Origin of the sequence: Streptomyces sp. NPDC006516 (genome assembly GCF_040611875.1) — a bacterium.
Classification (GTDB): domain Bacteria; phylum Actinomycetota; class Actinomycetes; order Streptomycetales; family Streptomycetaceae; genus Streptomyces.
This window is the reverse complement of sequence record NZ_JBEXPD010000002.1, coordinates 133,863-149,802: the sequence shown is the minus strand read 5'-3', so window position 1 is coordinate 149,802 and position 15,940 is coordinate 133,863. Positions and strand designations below refer to the sequence as shown.

Sequence of the window (15,940 nt, the reverse complement as noted above, 5' to 3'; positions counted from 1 at the left end):
CGGCGTCGTACGCGTACTACGGGTGCAGCCGAGGCTGCGTGGAGCTCCGATCCGAGGATCAGAAGTCCATGTCACCGCCCGGCATGCCGCCCGGAGCGGCCGCGGAGGCCTTCTCCGGCTTGTCGGCGATGACGGCCTCGGTGGTGAGGAAGAGCGCGGCGATGGACGCGGCGTTCTGCAGGGCGGAGCGCGTGACCTTCGCCGGGTCGATGATGCCCTCGGCGATCATGTCGACGTACTCGCCGGTCGCGGCGTTGAGGCCGTGACCGATCGGCAGGTTGCGCACCTTCTCGACGACGACTCCACCCTCGAGACCACCGTTGACGGCGATCTGCTTGAGCGGGGCCTCCAGCGCGAGCTTCACGGCGTTGGCGCCCGTGGCCTCGTCACCGGTCAGGTCGAGCTTCTCGAAGACGGCCGAGGCCTGGAGCAGAGCCACGCCACCACCGGCGACGATGCCCTCCTCGACGGCGGCCTTGGCGTTGCGCACCGCGTCCTCGATGCGGTGCTTGCGCTCCTTGAGCTCCACCTCGGTGGCGGCGCCGGCCTTGATGACGGCCACGCCGCCGGCCAGCTTCGCGAGGCGCTCCTGGAGCTTCTCGCGGTCGTAGTCCGAGTCGGAGTTCTCGATCTCGGCACGGATCTGCTTGACGCGACCCTGAACCTGGTCGCTGTCGCCGCCACCGTCGACGATGGTCGTCTCGTCCTTGGTGATGACGACCTTGCGGGCGGTGCCGAGCAGGTCCAGGCCGGCGTTCTCCAGCTTGAGACCGACCTCCTCGGAGATGACGGTGCCACCGGTGAGGATGGCGATGTCGCCGAGCATGGCCTTGCGGCGGTCACCGAAGCCCGGAGCCTTGACGGCGACGGACTTGAAGGTGCCACGGATCTTGTTGACGACCAGCGTCGACAGAGCCTCGCCCTCGACGTCCTCCGCGATGATCAGCAGGGGCTTGCCCGACTGCATGACCTTCTCCAGCAGCGGAAGGAGGTCCTTCACGTTGCTGATCTTGGAGTTGACGATCAGGATGTACGGGTCGTCGAAGGACGACTCCATGCGCTCCATGTCGGTGGCGAAGTACGCCGAGATGTAGCCCTTGTCGAAGCGCATACCCTCGGTGAGCTCCAGCTCCAGACCGAAGGTCTGGGACTCCTCGACGGTGATGACGCCTTCCTTGCCGACCTTGTCCATCGCCTCGGCGATCTTGGCGCCGATCTCGGTGTCGGCAGCGGAGATGGAGGCGGTCGAAGCGATCTGCTCCTTGGTCTCCACGTCCTTCGCCTGCTCCAGCAGAGCGGCGGAGACGGCCTCGACGGCCTTCTCGATGCCCCGCTTGAGGGCCATCGGGTTGGCACCGGCGGCGACGTTGCGCAGGCCCTCGCGGACGAGCGCCTGGGCGAGAACGGTTGCGGTGGTCGTACCGTCGCCGGCGACGTCGTCCGTCTTCTTGGCGACCTCCTTGACCAGCTCCGCACCGATCTTCTCGTACGGGTCCTCGAGCTCGATCTCCTTGGCGATGGAAACACCATCGTTGGTGATCGTGGGCGCGCCCCACTTCTTCTCGAGGACGACGTTACGGCCCTTGGGGCCGAGGGTGACCTTGACGGCGTCGGCGAGCTGGTTCATCCCGCGCTCGAGACCGCGCCGTGCCTCCTCGTCGAACGCGATGATCTTGGCCATGTGAAGTGGTCCTCCCGGACAGGGGTGGATTTCTCCGGACCGAGAGGCGCCCGCGACGGACGGCCAGCGTGCTCACCGGTTCCTTGCCCCGGCAAGCGTGCGGGCCTCACCGGCCCGGTCCTAAGTTCTGTCACTCTCACCTGGAGAGTGCTAACGCCAATGATTAGCACTCGACCCCTGCGAGTGCAAGCGTGTCTCTCCCGTTGTGGACAACCGCGGGGACCCTGAGCGGTGCACGGGGACGCACGCGGGGCCCGTACCCCGGTGGGAGTACGGGCCCCGCGTGTGTGAGTAGCGTCGTTGGCCGACCGCGCCGAGCTCAGCCGACGGCGAGCTTGACCATGTCCGCCTGCGGCCCCTTCTGGCCCTGCGAGATCTCGAATTCAACTCGCTGACCCTCTTCGAGGGTGCGGTACCCGTCCATCTGGATCGCGCTGTAGTGGACGAAAACATCCGCACCACCGTCGACCGCGATGAAGCCGTACCCCTTCTCCGCGTTGAACCACTTGACGGTGCCCTGAGCCATGCCTAACTCCCCTATTACTGGCCCTTGCACGAGCGCCGCACTTCGCGGGCCCGGGTCAGAACTCACCCTCCGACAGGAGAGGGTGGCGTGCGCCGGAACGCGTCGACCGCGGCCGAATGTATCTGCCCAACTGCCCTCTGCAACAGGTCAATCGGACGAGAATTCTGGGCACACGTGAACGCCCGGAAGGGGGGATTTCGTGAGGATCCTGGGCAACTCGGGCCTGACAAAGGCCACTTATGGCGCAAGGAGCTCACGTACTTTGGCTGCTTCTTGACGCGGCCGGGCGCATTCTCATATGCGGGTGGCACGGGCGGCAGCGGGGGCTTCCCCAACTGTACCGTGCTCAACCATGCAGAATGGCCCCCTCCGCTTCTCTCGCGGAGGGGGCCACCCCGGTCACACATCGCAGTCGGGACCCCCGGCCCCGGTCCGTCAGCCTCCGGCGACGGCCGGGATGATCGAGACGCCGGCGCCGTCCGGCGTGGCCGCGTCCAGACCGCCCTCGAAGCGCACGTCGTCGTCGTTGACGTAGACGTTGACGAAGCGGCGCAGCTTGCCCTGGTCGTCCAGGACACGGGCACCGATCCCCGGGTGGTTCTGCTCCAGGGACGCGATGACCTCGGAGAGGGTCGCCCCCTCCGCCGGGACCTCGGCCTGACCGCCCGTGTAGGTGCGGAGGATGGTGGGGATACGGACCTTGACGCTCATGTGGGTGCCTTCCTTCGGTCTCGGGTGGTCAGTTGGCGGCGGCGAGGCCGGCGTCCCGGAACGCGTCCAGGCTGGGCCGGATCGTCGCCGACAGGCCGGTCGTGGGAGCGACCGCGTCGAGCGTCTTCAGGCCGTCACCGGTGTTGAGGACGACGGTGGTGAGGGACGGGTCGAGCAGGCCGGCGTCGATCAGCTTCTTCGTCACACCGACCGTCACCCCGCCCGCGGTCTCCGCGAAGATGCCCTCGGTGCGGGCCAGCAGCTTGATCGCGTCCACGACCTGCTCGTCGTTCACGTCCTCCACGGCGCCGCCGGTGCGCCGGGCGATGTCCAGGACGTACGGGCCGTCGGCCGGGTTGCCGATCGCCAGCGACTTGGCGATGGTGTTCGGCTTCTGGGGCCGGACGACGTCGTGGCCCGCCTTGAAGGCGGTGGAGACCGGGGAGCAGCCCTCGGCCTGGGCACCGAAGATCTTGTACGGCTTGTCCTCGACGAGGCCGAGCTTGATCAGCTCCTGGAGACCCTTGTCGATCTTCGTGAGCTGGGAGCCGGACGCGATCGGGATGACGAGCTGGTCGGGCAGCTGCCAGCCGAGCTGCTCGCAGATCTCGTACGCCAGGGTCTTGGAGCCCTCGCCGTAGTACGGCCGCAGGTTGACGTTGACGAAGCCCCAGCCCTCGCCGAGGGGGTCCCCGATGAGTTCCGAGCAGAAGCGGTTGACGTCGTCGTAATTGCCCTCGATGCCGACCAGTTCGCCGCCGTACACCGCGGCCATGACGACCTTGCCCTGCTCCAGGTCGTGCGGGATGAACACGCAGGAGCGGAAGCCGGCGCGGGCCGCGGCGGCACCCACCGCACCGGCGAGGTTGCCGGTGGAGGAGCAGGAGAGCGTGGTGAAACCGAAGGCGCGGGCGGCCTCGACGGCGATCGCGACGACACGGTCCTTGAAGGAGTGCGTCGGGTTGCCGGAGTCGTCCTTGACGTACAGACCGCCGGTCACGCCCAGCTCGCGGGCGAGGTTGTCGGCCTTGACCAGCTTCGTGAAGCCGGGGTTGATGTTGGGCTTGTCCGCGACATCGGAGGGGACGGGCAGCAGCGGCGCGTAGCGCCAGATGTTGTTCGGACCCTCGGCAATGCGCTTCTTCAGCTCTTCGGGGGAGCCGCTCGGCAGGTCGTACGCCACTTCGAGCGGCCCGAAACAGGACGCGCAGGCGAAAATCGGACCGAGCTCGAAACGCTCGCCGCATTCGCGGCAGGAAAGCGCGGCGGCGGGACCGAGGTCCACGGCGGAAGAATTGATGTCGGCTGCAACTGTCTGCACGGCCATGATGGCGGAGGCCCTTTCTCCTCATCTTCCTCGCGGCGTATTTCGCCACAAGACGGAATTGGCACCTTCCCCACCGTGACCTCGCGGTCGGCAGGAGGGTTGCCGGGACTTCAACGGGCCGTTCCCTCAGTCCCTCTGGATGAGCGCTATGGCACCGGACCAGTGGGTCCGGGCGTTTATCCGCGGACCGACCCCGAGATGCGAGGGTCCTCCGCGTTGTTCAAGACTGTAACCGAAGCACCGGACGATCGAGGTAGTCGTCCGAACCGCGAGATGGATCACATACAGGGAGTACCGACCGTGCTGGAAGAGGTGGAATGTTGGCTGACCAGGCGTTCCTGGTCCGCCGCCGACCGCCCGCTCGACCGTCTCACGGCGGCGCGGGCGAGCAATCCGCACCGCTCCCGCGTCAGCGTCGTCCTGCCCGCGCTGAACGAGGAGGCGACGGTCGGCGCGATCGTCGAGGAGATCCGGCGCGAGCTGATGGAGAAGGTCCGGCTGGTCGACGAGCTGGTGGTGATCGACTCCGGTTCCACCGACGGCACCGCCGATGCCGCCCGCCGGGCCGGCGCCCGGGTCGTGCACCGGGACTCCGTACTCCCCCGGATACCCGCCGTCCCCGGCAAGGGCGAAGTGCTGTGGCGGTCACTGCTGGTGACCAGCGGGGAGATCGTCTGCTTCGTCGACGCCGACCTCAAGGACTTCTCGGCGGACTTCGTCTCCGGCACCGTCGGCCCCCTGCTGACCGACCCCACGGTGCACTTCGTCAAGGCGATGTACGACCGCCCGCTCGGCGAAGCCGCAGGCCAGGGCGGCCGGGTCACTGAACTGGTGGCACGCCCCCTGCTCAACCTGCACTGGCCGAGCCTGTCCGGCTTCGTCCAGCCGCTGGGCGGCGAATACGCCGTGCGGCGCTCACTGCTGGAGCAGCTCCCCTTCCCGGTCGGTTACGGAGTGGAGCTGGGCCTGCTCGTGGACGCGCTGCACACGGTGGGCCTGGACGCACTGGCCCAGGTCGACGTCGGCGTACGCAAACACCGCCACCAGGACGGCCAGGCCCTCGGCAGGATGGCCGCCACGATCTACCGCACGGCGCAGCAGCGGCTCTCCCGTGGACCCCTCGTACGGCCCGAGATCACCCAGTTCGAGCGGGGGCCCGGCGGATTCGTCGCGCACACCCATGCGGTGGACACGCAGGAGAGGCCGCCGATGCGGGAGATCGCGGAGTACGCCTCACGCAACGCGGCGTAACGGTTCTTCGTGAGCCACTCCGCACACACATCACGTTTGGAGGGTTCCCGAACGGGCTAGGTTCGGGTACATGGTCTCCGAGCACGCTGCCCAGGTACTCGTCGCGTCCAACCGCGGCCCCGTGTCGTACGCACTGCGGGAGGACGGCACGCTCGAATCGAAGCGGGGCGGCGGCGGGCTCGTCTCCGGCCTCAGCGCCGTCGACGACAAGCTGTGGGTGTGCGCCGCCCTCAGCGACGGTGACCGCGAGGCCGTCCGGCGCGGCGTGTCCGAACCCGGCGTCCGGATGCTCGACATCGACGCGGGGGTCCACGCCGACGCGTACAACGGCATCGCGAACTCCGTGCTCTGGTTCGTCCATCACATGATCTACCAGACGCCTGTGGAGCCCGTCTTCGACGCGGAGTTCCGGCGGCAGTGGGCCTCCTACGAGACGTACAACCGGGCCTTCGCCGAGGCGCTCGCCGACGAGGCGGCCGAGGGCGCCGCAGTCCTGGTGCAGGACTACCACCTCTCGCTGGTCCCCGGCATACTGCGCGAGCTGCGCCCCGACCTGCGGATCGGGCACTTCTCGCACACCCCCTGGGCCCCCGTCGACTACTTCCGGCTGCTGCCCGACGACATCGGCGAGCAGTTGCTGAAGGGCATCCTGGGCGCCGACCGGGCCGCCTTCCTGACCCGGCGCTGGGCGGACGCCTTCATCAGCTGCTGCACGGAGATCCTCGGCGGCACGGGCCGCACCCGGATCGGGGCGCACGGGCTCGGCGCCGACGCCGACTTCCTGCGCCGCCGCTCCCACGAGGCTGACGTGGACGAGCGCATGGAGCTCCTCCGGGAGCAGGTGGGCGCGGACCGGCGCACGATCGTGCGGGTGGACCGCACCGAGCTCTCCAAGAACATCGTCCGGGGGCTGCACGCCTACCGGGCGCTGCTGGAGGAGCGGCCCGAATGGCGCGGACGCGTGGTCCACGTCGCCTTCGCCTACCCCTCCCGACAGGACCTCGCGGTCTACCGCGACTACACGGCGGAGGTGCAGCGGGTCGCCGACGCCGTGAACGCGGAGTACGGCACGCCCGACTGGACCCCGGTCCTGCTCCACGTCGACGACGACTTCGCCCGCTCCCTGGCCGCCTACCGGCTGGCGGACGTCGCCCTGGTCAACCCGATCCGAGACGGCATGAACCTCGTCGCCAAGGAGGTGCCCGTCGTCTCCGACAACGGCTGCGCACTGGTGCTGTCCCGTGAGGCGGGGGCCTACGAGGAGCTCGGCGACGACGCGATCGTCGTCAACCCGTACGACGTGTCGGCGACGGCCGCCGCCCTGCACGAGGCGCTGACGATGGACCACGACGAGCGCAGCGCCCGCACGAAGCGCCTCGCCGCCGCCTCGACCGCGCTGCCTCCGCAGCGGTGGTTCCTGGAGCAGCTGGACGCGCTGCGCGGATAGGGCCTCCCGAACGGCTTCCCGTCCGCCGGCCCTCCCCGGCCCCCGCTCCCCGTGGGCCGGGCGGACGTACGGGACGACCCCGTCCCGTCGTCGCGCCGCGTCGGCTCGTCCCGCTGTTCAGGACATCAGTCGGAATCCGGCCGGAGATGCCGGGCCAGGCTCCCCAGGAGATCCGCCACCGCCGCGGGACCGGACAGCAACAGGTCGGCCCGGTCGCCGAGTTCGGGTACCTCGGTGCCGCTGCACACGAGAAGTCCGGCCAGGCCCTGGGTGCGGAGCCTCTCCACAGCGGTGTAGGCGGCGAGGTCGCCGAGGTCGTCGCCTGCGTACAGCACGGTCTCGGCGCCCACCGCCCTCACGTACTCCTCCAACGCCACGCCCTTGTCCACGCCCGGGGGGCGCAGCTCCAGGACCAGGCGGCCCGGTTCGACGATCAGGCCGTGACGGGCGGCCAGGTCGGCCAGCGGGGTGCGCAGGGATTCGAAGGCGGCCTGGGGGTCGGCGGCGCGGCGGGTGTGCACGGCCACCGCCCTGCCGCCCTTCTCCTCGACCCAGGTGCCGCTGTCCGTCCCGGCGCCCCGCTCGTCCAGCACCGCGGGGAGCTCGGCCCGGACGGCCTCGACGCCGGGGTGCGGAGCAGGGGCGCTGACGGCCCCGGTGACGGCGTCCCAGCGTTCGGCACCGTAGTGCCCGAGGACGACGAGGTGATCCAGGCCCGGCGCACCCGCGAAGCCGCCGAACCGCACGGCGGTGCCGGCCGGACGGCCGGTGATCACGGCGACGCCGGCGACCTGCGGTGCGAGCGCGGAGAGAGCCGGGACGACGTCCGGGTGGGCACGGGACTGCTCCGGGTCCGGGACGATGTCGGCGAGCGTGCCGTCGAAGTCCAGCGCGACCACCGCGCGGGAGGGACGGGCGAGGAGTGCGGCGAGGCCTTCGCGGCCGGCCTGGGTGGACGGGGTCGGGAGGGGATGTGCCGGATTGCCCATGCGGGTGAGCGTAGCGGCCGGTCCACGGCGCCGCGCGGCTTCCCCCCGGGCTACGGCGCCGTCCGCCCCCGCTCAGCGGCGCCCGCGTCGCGCGTCCCGCACGCGGCGGAGGCGGTTCACCGTCACCGGGTCCTCCTCCAGCGCGCGGCGGTCGTCCAGGAGCGCGTTGAGCAGCTGGTAGTAGCGCACCGGCGAGATCCCCAGCTGCTCCCTGACCGCCCGCTCCTTCGCGCCGGGGCCCGGCCAGGAGCGCCGCTCCAGCGCCAGCACCGCGCGCTCCTGCCCGGAGAGCGGGGCAGGCGCATCGGGGACCTCGGCATCGGTCCCGGCGGGGCCGGGCTCTTCGGGGTCGTCGGGGTGGGCGGTCATATCAACCAACCTACCTACTTCGTGCTGTCCGCCTGCCGGGCCTCTGCCGCGATCTCCGTGAGCACGCCCTCGGGACTGCCCCCGGGCTCGACCGCGGAGCCGATCTTCTCCTTGATCGTCTCGCTGGCCTGCGCCCACGACGTCTTTCCGAACGGGTAGAGCTGGGAGTTCGGCAGTGCCGAAAGGAACTCGTGCAGCGAGGCGTGCTTGCTGTCGGCCTCCATCGCGGCGGACGCGCTGCTGGTCACCGGCAGGAGGTCGTACCGGTCGGCGAAGGCCAGCACGTTCTCGTCCTTGTAGGTGAAGTCGAGGAACTTGCCTATCTCGGTCCGGTGGCCGTTCTGCTTGAAGCCCATCATCCAGTCGGCCACACCCATCGAGCCCTTGGTCGGCCCGTCGATCCCGGGCAGCGGGACCATGCCCACCTGGACGCCCTTCTTCTCGGCCTCCTGCATGAGCGTCGGGTGGCCGTTCAGCATGCCGACCTCTCCGTCGGTGAACGCCTCGAACGCCTTCGCCCGGTCGAGCTTCCCCGGTGCGACGGGGCCGGTGAGCCCCTTGCCGACGAGGTGGTCCTTCAGCCACTGGAACGTGGCGATGTTGGCCGCCGAGTCGATGTCGTAGTTGCCGACCTCGTCGGTGTAGTTGCCGCCCCCGCTGAGCATCCACATCAGGGTCTCGGCCTGGGACTCCTCCTGGCCGAGCGGCAGGGCGAAGGGGTAGGTCACGCCCTTCCGGTCCAGCGCGGCTGCGTCGCTCTCGATGTCGTCCCAGGTCTGCGGCGCCCCGAGGCCCGCCTTGGCGAAGAGCCCCTTGTTGTAGAAGAGCAGCCGGGTGCTGGCCACGAACGGCAGGCCGTAGAGGTTGCCGTCGACCTCACCCGCGGCGGTCAGGGAAGGCAGGAAGTTGGACCCCGTCCGGATGGCGATCATCTCGTCGGAGGTGTAGAGCTTGCCTGCCGCCGCGTAGTCGGCGTACGCCCCGATCTGAGCGATGTCGGGAGCGTTGCCCGCCTTCACCATCTCGGCGACCTCGCGGTCGACGTCCTTCCAGGAGTAGACGCTCACGTCCACCTTGATGCCGGGGTTCTCCTTCTCGAACTTCCCGGCGACGTCGTCCCAGTACTTCTCGGAGCTGCTCTCGGCGTCGCTTCCGTAGTCCGCCGCGACCAGCTTCAGAGTGACGTCCCCACCTCCGGTGTCCGTCCCGCACCCTGACAACGTTGCCGTCAATCCGAGTGCGGCCACCACCGCGGTCAGTCCCACAAAGCGCCGCTGCACAGCCCGTCCATCCCTACATCTGCCGACTGCCGTCGCCGGGCGACGGAGCCACGTTCCGCCCCGCGTTCACCCACGGAGGTCTACACCACCGGTGCATCCGTCCGGCAATCTAGCAGGGCCGTTTTGTATGGGTGGTCAACAAACCGCGATAGTGGACTAGACCTTTTAGGGGTCGGCGGGCGAAACTGTCTCCCGTGAGACACGTCATCGCCCTCGATGTGGGCGGCACAGGGATGAAGGCCGCACTGGTCGGGGCCGACGGAACGCTGCTCCACGAGGCGCGCCGGGCCACCGGCAGGGAGCGCGGGGCGGCTGCCGTCGTGGAGACGATCCTCGACTTCGCCGCCGACCTGCACGCATACGGCACGGAGCACCTGGGAGAAGGCGCGGCAGCCGCCGGAGTCGCCGTGCCCGGCATCGTCGACGCGGAACGCGGAATCGCCGTCTACGCCGCCAACCTGGGCTGGAGCGACGTCCCGCTGCGCGAGCTGATCGGCGAACGGCTCGGCGGCATACCCGTCGCGCTCGGCCACGACGTCCGCACGGGCGGGCTCGCCGAGGGACGGATCGGCGCGGGCAAGGGCGCGGACCGCTTCCTCTTCGTGCCGCTGGGCACAGGGATCGCAGGCGCCATCGGCATCGCGGGCACCATCGAGGCGGGTGCTCACGGTTACGCCGGCGAGATCGGCCACATCGTGGTCAGGCCGGACGGCCCGGACTGCGGGTGCGGACAGCGCGGCTGTCTGGAGACGCTCGCCTCGGCCGCCGCCGTGTCCCGGGCCTGGGCCGCCGCGTCGGGCGACCCCGAGGCGGACGCCGCGGACTGTGCGAAGGCCGTGGTCTCGGGCGACCCCGCCGCACTGCGCGTGTGGCAGGACGCCGTCGGGGCACTGGCCGCAGGGCTGGTCACCGCGCTCACCCTGCTGGACCCCCGCACGCTCATCATCGGTGGCGGTCTCGCCGAGGCAGGGGAAACCTTGTTCACACCACTGCGTGCGGCCGTAGAGGAACGGGTCACGTTCCAGAAGCTGCCTCACATCGTCCCGGCGGCCCTCGGGGACACCGCCGGATGCCTGGGCGCAGGGCTGCTCGCCTGGGATCTACTCTCCACGGAGGTATCCGCCTGATGGCCGGACGCGCAGACAGCACAGTTCTCGCAGGTGCCCGGGTGGTGCTTCCGACCGGGACCGTCGAGAACGGCCGGGTGATCGTCGAGGGCGACCGGATCGCCGGCAGCACGACGGACGGCGCCCGGACGCTCGACCTGACGGGCCACTGGGTGGTCCCCGGCTTCGTGGACATCCACAACCACGGAGGCGGCGGCGCCTCCTTCGCCACCGGCACCGCCGACGACGTCCTCACCGGCGCGCGGGCCCACCGCGAGCACGGCACGACGACCGTCGTCGCCTCCACCGTCACCGGCGACATGGACTTCCTGGCCCGCCAGGCCGGCCTGCTCTCCGAGCTGGTCGAGCAGGGCGAGCTCGCCGGGATCCACTTCGAGGGCCCCTTCATCTCCCCGTGCCGCAAGGGGGCCCACAGCGAGGGGCTGCTCCGCGACCCCGACCCCGCCGAGGTCCGCAAGCTCCTCGACGCGGCACGCGGCACCGCGAAGATGGTCACCCTCGCCACCGAACTCCCCGGCGGCATCGAGTCGGTACGGCTGCTCGCCGAGCACGGGGTGATCGCCGCCGTCGGCCACACGGACGCGACGTACGAGCAGACCGTCGAGGCGATCGAGGCGGGCGCGACCGTCGCCACACACCTCTTCAACGCGATGCCCGCCCTCGGCCACCGCGCCCCCGGACCGATCGCGGCCCTCCTGGAGGACGAGCGGGTCACCGTCGAGCTGATCAACGACGGCACCCACCTGCACCCCGCCGCCCTGGAGCTCGCCTACCACCACGCGGGCGCCGACCGGGTCGCGCTGATCACGGACGCCATGGACGCGGCCGGAGCGGGTGACGGCCACTACGAGCTCGGACCCCTGGCCGTCGAGGTCAAGGAGGGCGTCGCACGCCTCGTCGAGGGCGGGTCGATCGCAGGCTCCACCCTCACCCTGGACACCGCTTTCCGCCGGGCCGTGACGATCGACAAGATCCCCGTCGAGGACGTCGTACGCTCCATCTCCGCGAACCCGGCCCGGCTCCTCGGCCTGTACGACAGGGTCGGCTCGCTGGACCCGGGCAAGGACGCCGACCTCGTCGTCCTGGACGCGGACTTCACGCTCAAGGGCGTCATGCGCCGCGGCGAGTGGGTCGTGGAACCCCACCTCGGCTGACGGCCCGCCACGCGCGCCCGGCCGGCTGTTGAACACGTAACGAAGAGACGGCGGTTGTCCCGGACCCCTGGGAGGGCCGCCGCCTCTTTGGCATGATCACCAAGGCAGTGCCGCAGGGAGACGGCGCGCGGGAGCGGACTACCAAGGAACCGGGGGCCGGTACAGGTGATACTGACCGTCACGCTGAACACGGCACTCGACCTGACCTACGCCGTCCCCGCCCTCGTCCCGCACACCGGTCACCGCGTCACCGCGGTGACCGAACGCCCCGGCGGCAAGGGCGTCAACGTGGCCCGGGTGCTCGCCGCGCTCGGCCACGACACCGTCGTCACCGGCTTCGCGGGTGGCGCCACCGGAGCCCTCCTGCGCCAGCTGCTCGGCGCGCTCCCCCACGGCCCCGCCGACGCCCTCGTCCCCGTCGCCGGAAACACCCGCCGCACCCTCGCCGTCGTCGACCGGTCCACCGGCGACACGACGCAGCTCAACGAGCCCGGCCCGCACATAACCGCCGACGAGTGGGCGGCCTTCCTGCGGACGTACGGGGAACTCCTCCCCGGGGCCGAGGCCGTAGCCCTGTGCGGCAGCCTGCCGCCCGGCATCCACGTCGGCGCGTACGCGGAACTGATCCGGCTCGCCCGCTCCGCCGGTGTGCCCGTGCTCCTGGACACCGGTGGCGAACCCCTGCGCCGCGGCATCGCCGCCCGCCCCGACCTCGTCAAGCCGAACGCCGAGGAACTCGCCGCACTCACCGGCGCCCGCGAGCCCCTGCGCGCCACCCGTGACGCCCGTCGCCGCGGCGCGCACAGCGTCGTGGCCTCGCTGGGAGCGGAAGGGCTCCTCGCCGTCACCCCGGAGGGCATCTGGCGCGCGGCACCGCCCTCCGCCGTGCGGGGCAACCCGACGGGAGCGGGGGACTCCGCCGTGGCCGGACTGCTCTCCGCCCTCACCGAGGGACTGGGCTGGCGGGACCGGCTGGTCCGTGCGGTGGCCCTGTCGACGGCGACCGTACTGGCCCCGGCGGCCGGGGAGTTCGACCGTGCCGCCTACGAGGACCTGCTGAACCGGGTCGCCGTCGAAGAGCACACCCCGGCCGCCTGAACGACCCGGGAAACACCGCGTCCCGGCTCGCTGGGCGAGGCCGGGACGACGGCGGTGCTGGATTCAGCGGTGGTGGGTCAGTCCTTGACGTGGCCCGACTTCAGCGACAGCTGGTCGAGATTGGCGTCACACGAGTCGCCCTCGTTGCACGACAGCATCAGCGAGTTCGACCCCTTCTTCAGCTCGACCCAGGCGTACGTCCGCGTCCAGCCCTTCTCCAGGTCGCCCTCCGCGGCCTGCGCGAAGTTCTTCATGTTGATGGAGCGGGGGTCCTGGTCGTTGACCGTCAGCGACGTCTTCGCGTCCTTGCCCGGCACGCCGTACGTCACGAACAGCGTGTACGCGCCGTCCTTGGGCACATCGACCGTCCAGGTGGCCGACCGGCCGACCTCGTTGAGGCTGATGTACTGACCGTTGGCGCTCTTGGCACCCTTGACGGTGTTGTCCAGCGAGGCCGTGCCCCCGAGCGTCAGCGTCGCGGCGTCCTGCTCGGGCAGGTCCACGGGCTCCTGGGACGCGTCGGCGGACTTCTCCGGCTTCGGGGACTCCTCGACCTCGTCGGCGGGACCCGCCGACGAGCCGGCCTCGTCCTTCTTGCCCTCGCTGTCGTCGCCCGTCATCAGCGCGGCGCCGATACCGATGAGCACCACCGCGACCACGGCGACGGCCGCGATCAGCAGCGCCTTGGTGTTGGGACCACCACGGCCGGAACCGGAGCCCCTGCCGCCGCCGTATCCCACGGAGCCGGACTGCGCGGTCGGCGCACCGCCCGGATAGGTCTCCGGGGCCGCGTACTGCGGGTTCGGCCGACCGTACTGCTGGGGCTGCTGACCGTACTGCGGCGGAGCCTGCTGGCCGTACGCCTGCTGCGGCGGGACCTGTCCGTACTGGCGCTCGCCGACCGTCCGCACCTGGTTGTACGACGTTCTGGGCACGCCGGGCTGAGCTGCCGGACCCGGGTAGCCGTAGCCGCCCTGCCCGGGGGGCTGTGCGCCCGCCGCCTGCCCGTCCGCGTACAGATAGCCGAACGGATCGTCGTCCTCGGGCTTGCTCGCGCCGTTGTTCCCGGCCGTCATCCCTGGGTCACTCCTCACCATGTCGCCAGCCGTCGCCGACCGGCCGAGCCTACCCCGAACGGAGCACGCGTCGAATTGCACTCGGCCCCCCGGGAAACCCGGCGGGATACGGGAACAGCCGGGGCGTGAACGTCAGCCGGCTCGGCGGTGAACCTTCGACCGGGACCGCTTTTCCACGTACATCCGCTGGTCGGCGGAGTGCAGGACCTCTTCCTCGGTCATGCCGCACTCGGCCCAGCCGATACCGAAACTCGCCCCGACCCTGACCGCCCGGCCGTCCACCCGGATGGGCGGAATGATGGCGTTACGCAAGCGTACGGCCAGATCTGCGGCATCTGCCGCCCCGAGGCCGTCCGCGAGGACGACGAATTCGTCACCCCCGAGCCGCGCGACGGTGTCCCCGTCCCGTACGCAGGTCGTCAGCCGGCGCGCGACCTCGATGAGAACCGCGTCACCCGCGTGGTGCCCGAAGCGGTCGTTGATGGACTTGAAGCCGTCCAGGTCGCAGAACAGCACCGCCAGCCCCTTGGTGCCGTCGTCCCGCTCCGCGTCGGGCGCCACGACGTGCACGTGGTGGTCGTACGGACCGACGCCCGGCACCGCTTCGCCCTCGTAGCCGTCCGCCCGGTAGCCGTGCACGGTGTCCACGTCTCCATAGGCGGCATCCAGTGCCTCGATCGCACTGGACGTGACGGAGTGAGGCCTCTCACAGAGCCGTGCGCCGAGCCGGGAACGGAGCTCCGCGCTGTTGGGCAGACCGGTGAGCGCGTCGTGCGAGGCGCGGTGCGCGAGATGGAGCTCGTTGCGCTTGCGCTCCTCGATGTCCTCGACGTGGGTGAGCAGGAAACGCGGGCCGTCGGTGGTGTCGGCGACGACGGAGTTGCGCAGCGAGACCCAGAGATACGTTCCGTCCCTGCGCGCGAGCCGCAGCTCGGCCCGGCCGCCCTCGGCCGAGGTGCGCAGCAGGGTGCCGATGTCCTCCGGGTGCACGAGATCGGCGAAGGAGTAGCGGCGCAGGACGGAGGCGGGGCGGCCCAGGAGCCGGCAGAGGGCGTCGTTGGTGCGCAGCAGCCTGCCGTGCTGGTCACCGCCCATTTCGGCGATGGCCATGCCGCTGGGGGCGTACTCGAAGGCCTGGCGGAAGGATTCCTCGCTGGCCCTCAGCGCCTGCTGTTCGCGCTCCAGCCGGACCAGCGCGCGCTGCATGTTTGCTCGGAGCCGGGCGTTACTGATCGCAATCGCAGCCTGGGAGGCGTACATCTGGAGGGCCTCACGGCCCCAGGCGCCGGGGCGGCGGCCGTTGCGGGGCCGGTCGACCGAGATGACACCCAGGAGGTCCAGACCTCCGCCGGAGGCGTACATCGGGGCGTAGAGGCGGTCCAGCGGGTGCCACTCGTCCTCGAAGCGGGGCTCCGGCCCGTCGGTGTGCCACTGCGGTACGTCGTCGTCGAGGAGGACCCAGCCCTCGGTGTGGGGTATGAACCGGAGCTCGTCCCAGGCCTCCCCCATCGAGAGCCTGCGCTCCCAGGACTCACGCGAGCCGACACGGCCGGTGATCAGGGATTCCGCGGCGGGGTTGCCGGCGAAAGCGGCGACGACGAGATCGCCGTCGGGGCGCACGAGATTGACGCAGCCCAGTTCGTATCCGAGACCGGTGACGATGCCGTCGGCCACGGACTGAAGCGTGTCCGCCAGGCTCCGCGCCGTGTTGAGATCAGCGACAGCCTTGTGCAGCTGCCGCATCGTCGCAAGGCGGACGTACGGCTCCGACTCGGCCTCCATTGCTCGCACTCCCTGAGACCTCGACAGCAACTCCAGGTTTCATATCGACGTACTTGTTGCACTGTCCCGGCCACTGAATCACAGTGAGCTGTGCACCCGGTACACAGGGTCAACAAATATTG

General features: G+C 70.4%; 14 protein-coding genes and 1 riboswitch. Of the genes, 5 read left to right on the top strand and 9 right to left on the bottom strand.

Annotated elements, in window-relative coordinates:
• Positions 1–58: 58 nt before the first annotated feature.
• From groL to thrC, 4 genes are all read right to left on the bottom strand, one after another.
• A complete protein-coding gene (gene groL, locus ABZY45_RS06725; RefSeq protein ID WP_327116111.1) occupies positions 59–1,681 on the bottom strand; it encodes a chaperonin GroEL in 1,623 nt (540 codons plus the stop codon).
• Between the two features lie 319 nt (positions 1,682–2,000).
• The gene (locus ABZY45_RS06720) at positions 2,001–2,207 is read right to left on the bottom strand and encodes a cold-shock protein (RefSeq protein ID WP_003967346.1); all 207 of its coding nucleotides are present in this window, start codon (positions 2,205–2,207) and stop codon (positions 2,001–2,003) included.
• A 435-nt stretch (positions 2,208–2,642) separates the two neighbouring features.
• A complete protein-coding gene (locus ABZY45_RS06715; protein WP_145804483.1) occupies positions 2,643–2,918 on the bottom strand; it encodes a MoaD/ThiS family protein in 276 nt (91 codons plus the stop codon).
• 28 nt (positions 2,919–2,946) lie between these two features.
• Positions 2,947–4,245 (bottom strand): threonine synthase, encoded by a 1,299-nt coding sequence (thrC, locus tag ABZY45_RS06710; protein ID WP_356736880.1) that lies wholly within the window; start codon positions 4,243–4,245, stop codon positions 2,947–2,949.
• An 18-nt stretch (positions 4,246–4,263) separates the two neighbouring features.
• Positions 4,264–4,391: riboswitch (SAM riboswitch) on the bottom strand.
• A gap of 154 nt (positions 4,392–4,545) precedes the next feature.
• On the opposite strand from thrC, the gene ABZY45_RS06705 reads away from it, so the two are divergent.
• Both ABZY45_RS06705 and ABZY45_RS06700 read left to right on the top strand, forming a co-directional pair.
• Complete coding sequence (locus tag ABZY45_RS06705) at positions 4,546–5,496, top strand: glucosyl-3-phosphoglycerate synthase (RefSeq protein WP_356738689.1); 951 nt, start codon at positions 4,546–4,548, stop codon at positions 5,494–5,496.
• Positions 5,497–5,566: 70 nt separating this feature from the next.
• Positions 5,567–6,943 (top strand): trehalose-6-phosphate synthase, encoded by a 1,377-nt coding sequence (locus tag ABZY45_RS06700; RefSeq protein WP_356736878.1) that lies wholly within the window; start codon positions 5,567–5,569, stop codon positions 6,941–6,943.
• A gap of 125 nt (positions 6,944–7,068) precedes the next feature.
• On the opposite strand, the gene otsB is transcribed toward ABZY45_RS06700, so the two are convergent.
• The 3 genes from otsB to ABZY45_RS06685 all read right to left on the bottom strand — a co-directional run bounded on the left by otsB (position 7,069) and on the right by ABZY45_RS06685 (position 9,581).
• Positions 7,069–7,932 (bottom strand): trehalose-phosphatase, encoded by an 864-nt coding sequence (gene otsB / locus ABZY45_RS06695; protein WP_356736876.1) that lies wholly within the window; start codon positions 7,930–7,932, stop codon positions 7,069–7,071.
• 72 nt (positions 7,933–8,004) lie between these two features.
• Positions 8,005–8,301 (bottom strand): DUF3263 domain-containing protein, encoded by a 297-nt coding sequence (locus tag ABZY45_RS06690; protein WP_356736874.1) that lies wholly within the window; start codon positions 8,299–8,301, stop codon positions 8,005–8,007.
• A 14-nt stretch (positions 8,302–8,315) separates the two neighbouring features.
• On the bottom strand, positions 8,316–9,581 hold the full coding sequence (locus tag ABZY45_RS06685; protein ID WP_356736872.1) for an extracellular solute-binding protein: 1,266 nt from the start codon (positions 9,579–9,581) through the stop codon (positions 8,316–8,318).
• A gap of 194 nt (positions 9,582–9,775) precedes the next feature.
• Here ABZY45_RS06685 and ABZY45_RS06680 point away from each other — a divergent pair, with 194 nt between their 5' ends.
• From ABZY45_RS06680 to ABZY45_RS06670, 3 genes are all read left to right on the top strand, one after another.
• Positions 9,776–10,708 carry an ROK family protein gene (locus ABZY45_RS06680; protein WP_356736870.1) on the top strand — a complete coding sequence of 311 codons (933 nt, stop codon included), beginning with the start codon at positions 9,776–9,778 and terminating at the stop codon, positions 10,706–10,708.
• A complete protein-coding gene (gene nagA, locus ABZY45_RS06675) occupies positions 10,708–11,862 on the top strand; it encodes an N-acetylglucosamine-6-phosphate deacetylase (RefSeq protein WP_356736868.1) in 1,155 nt (384 codons plus the stop codon). Before ABZY45_RS06680 ends, nagA begins: the two co-directional genes overlap by 1 nt.
• Positions 11,863–12,027: 165 nt before the next feature.
• Positions 12,028–12,960: a 1-phosphofructokinase family hexose kinase gene (locus ABZY45_RS06670; protein ID WP_356736866.1), complete on the top strand. Its 933-nt coding sequence runs from the start codon at positions 12,028–12,030 to the stop codon at positions 12,958–12,960.
• A gap of 77 nt (positions 12,961–13,037) precedes the next feature.
• Here ABZY45_RS06670 and ABZY45_RS06665 read toward each other — a convergent pair whose 3' ends face one another.
• Both ABZY45_RS06665 and cdgB read right to left on the bottom strand, forming a co-directional pair.
• The gene (locus ABZY45_RS06665) at positions 13,038–14,036 is read right to left on the bottom strand and encodes a carbohydrate-binding protein (RefSeq protein WP_356736864.1); all 999 of its coding nucleotides are present in this window, start codon (positions 14,034–14,036) and stop codon (positions 13,038–13,040) included.
• 132 nt (positions 14,037–14,168) lie between these two features.
• Positions 14,169–15,818, bottom strand: a complete 1,650-nt coding sequence (gene cdgB, locus ABZY45_RS06660; protein ID WP_356736862.1) for a diguanylate cyclase CdgB — start codon at positions 15,816–15,818, stop codon at positions 14,169–14,171.
• Between the last annotated feature and the right edge of the window lie 122 nt (positions 15,819–15,940).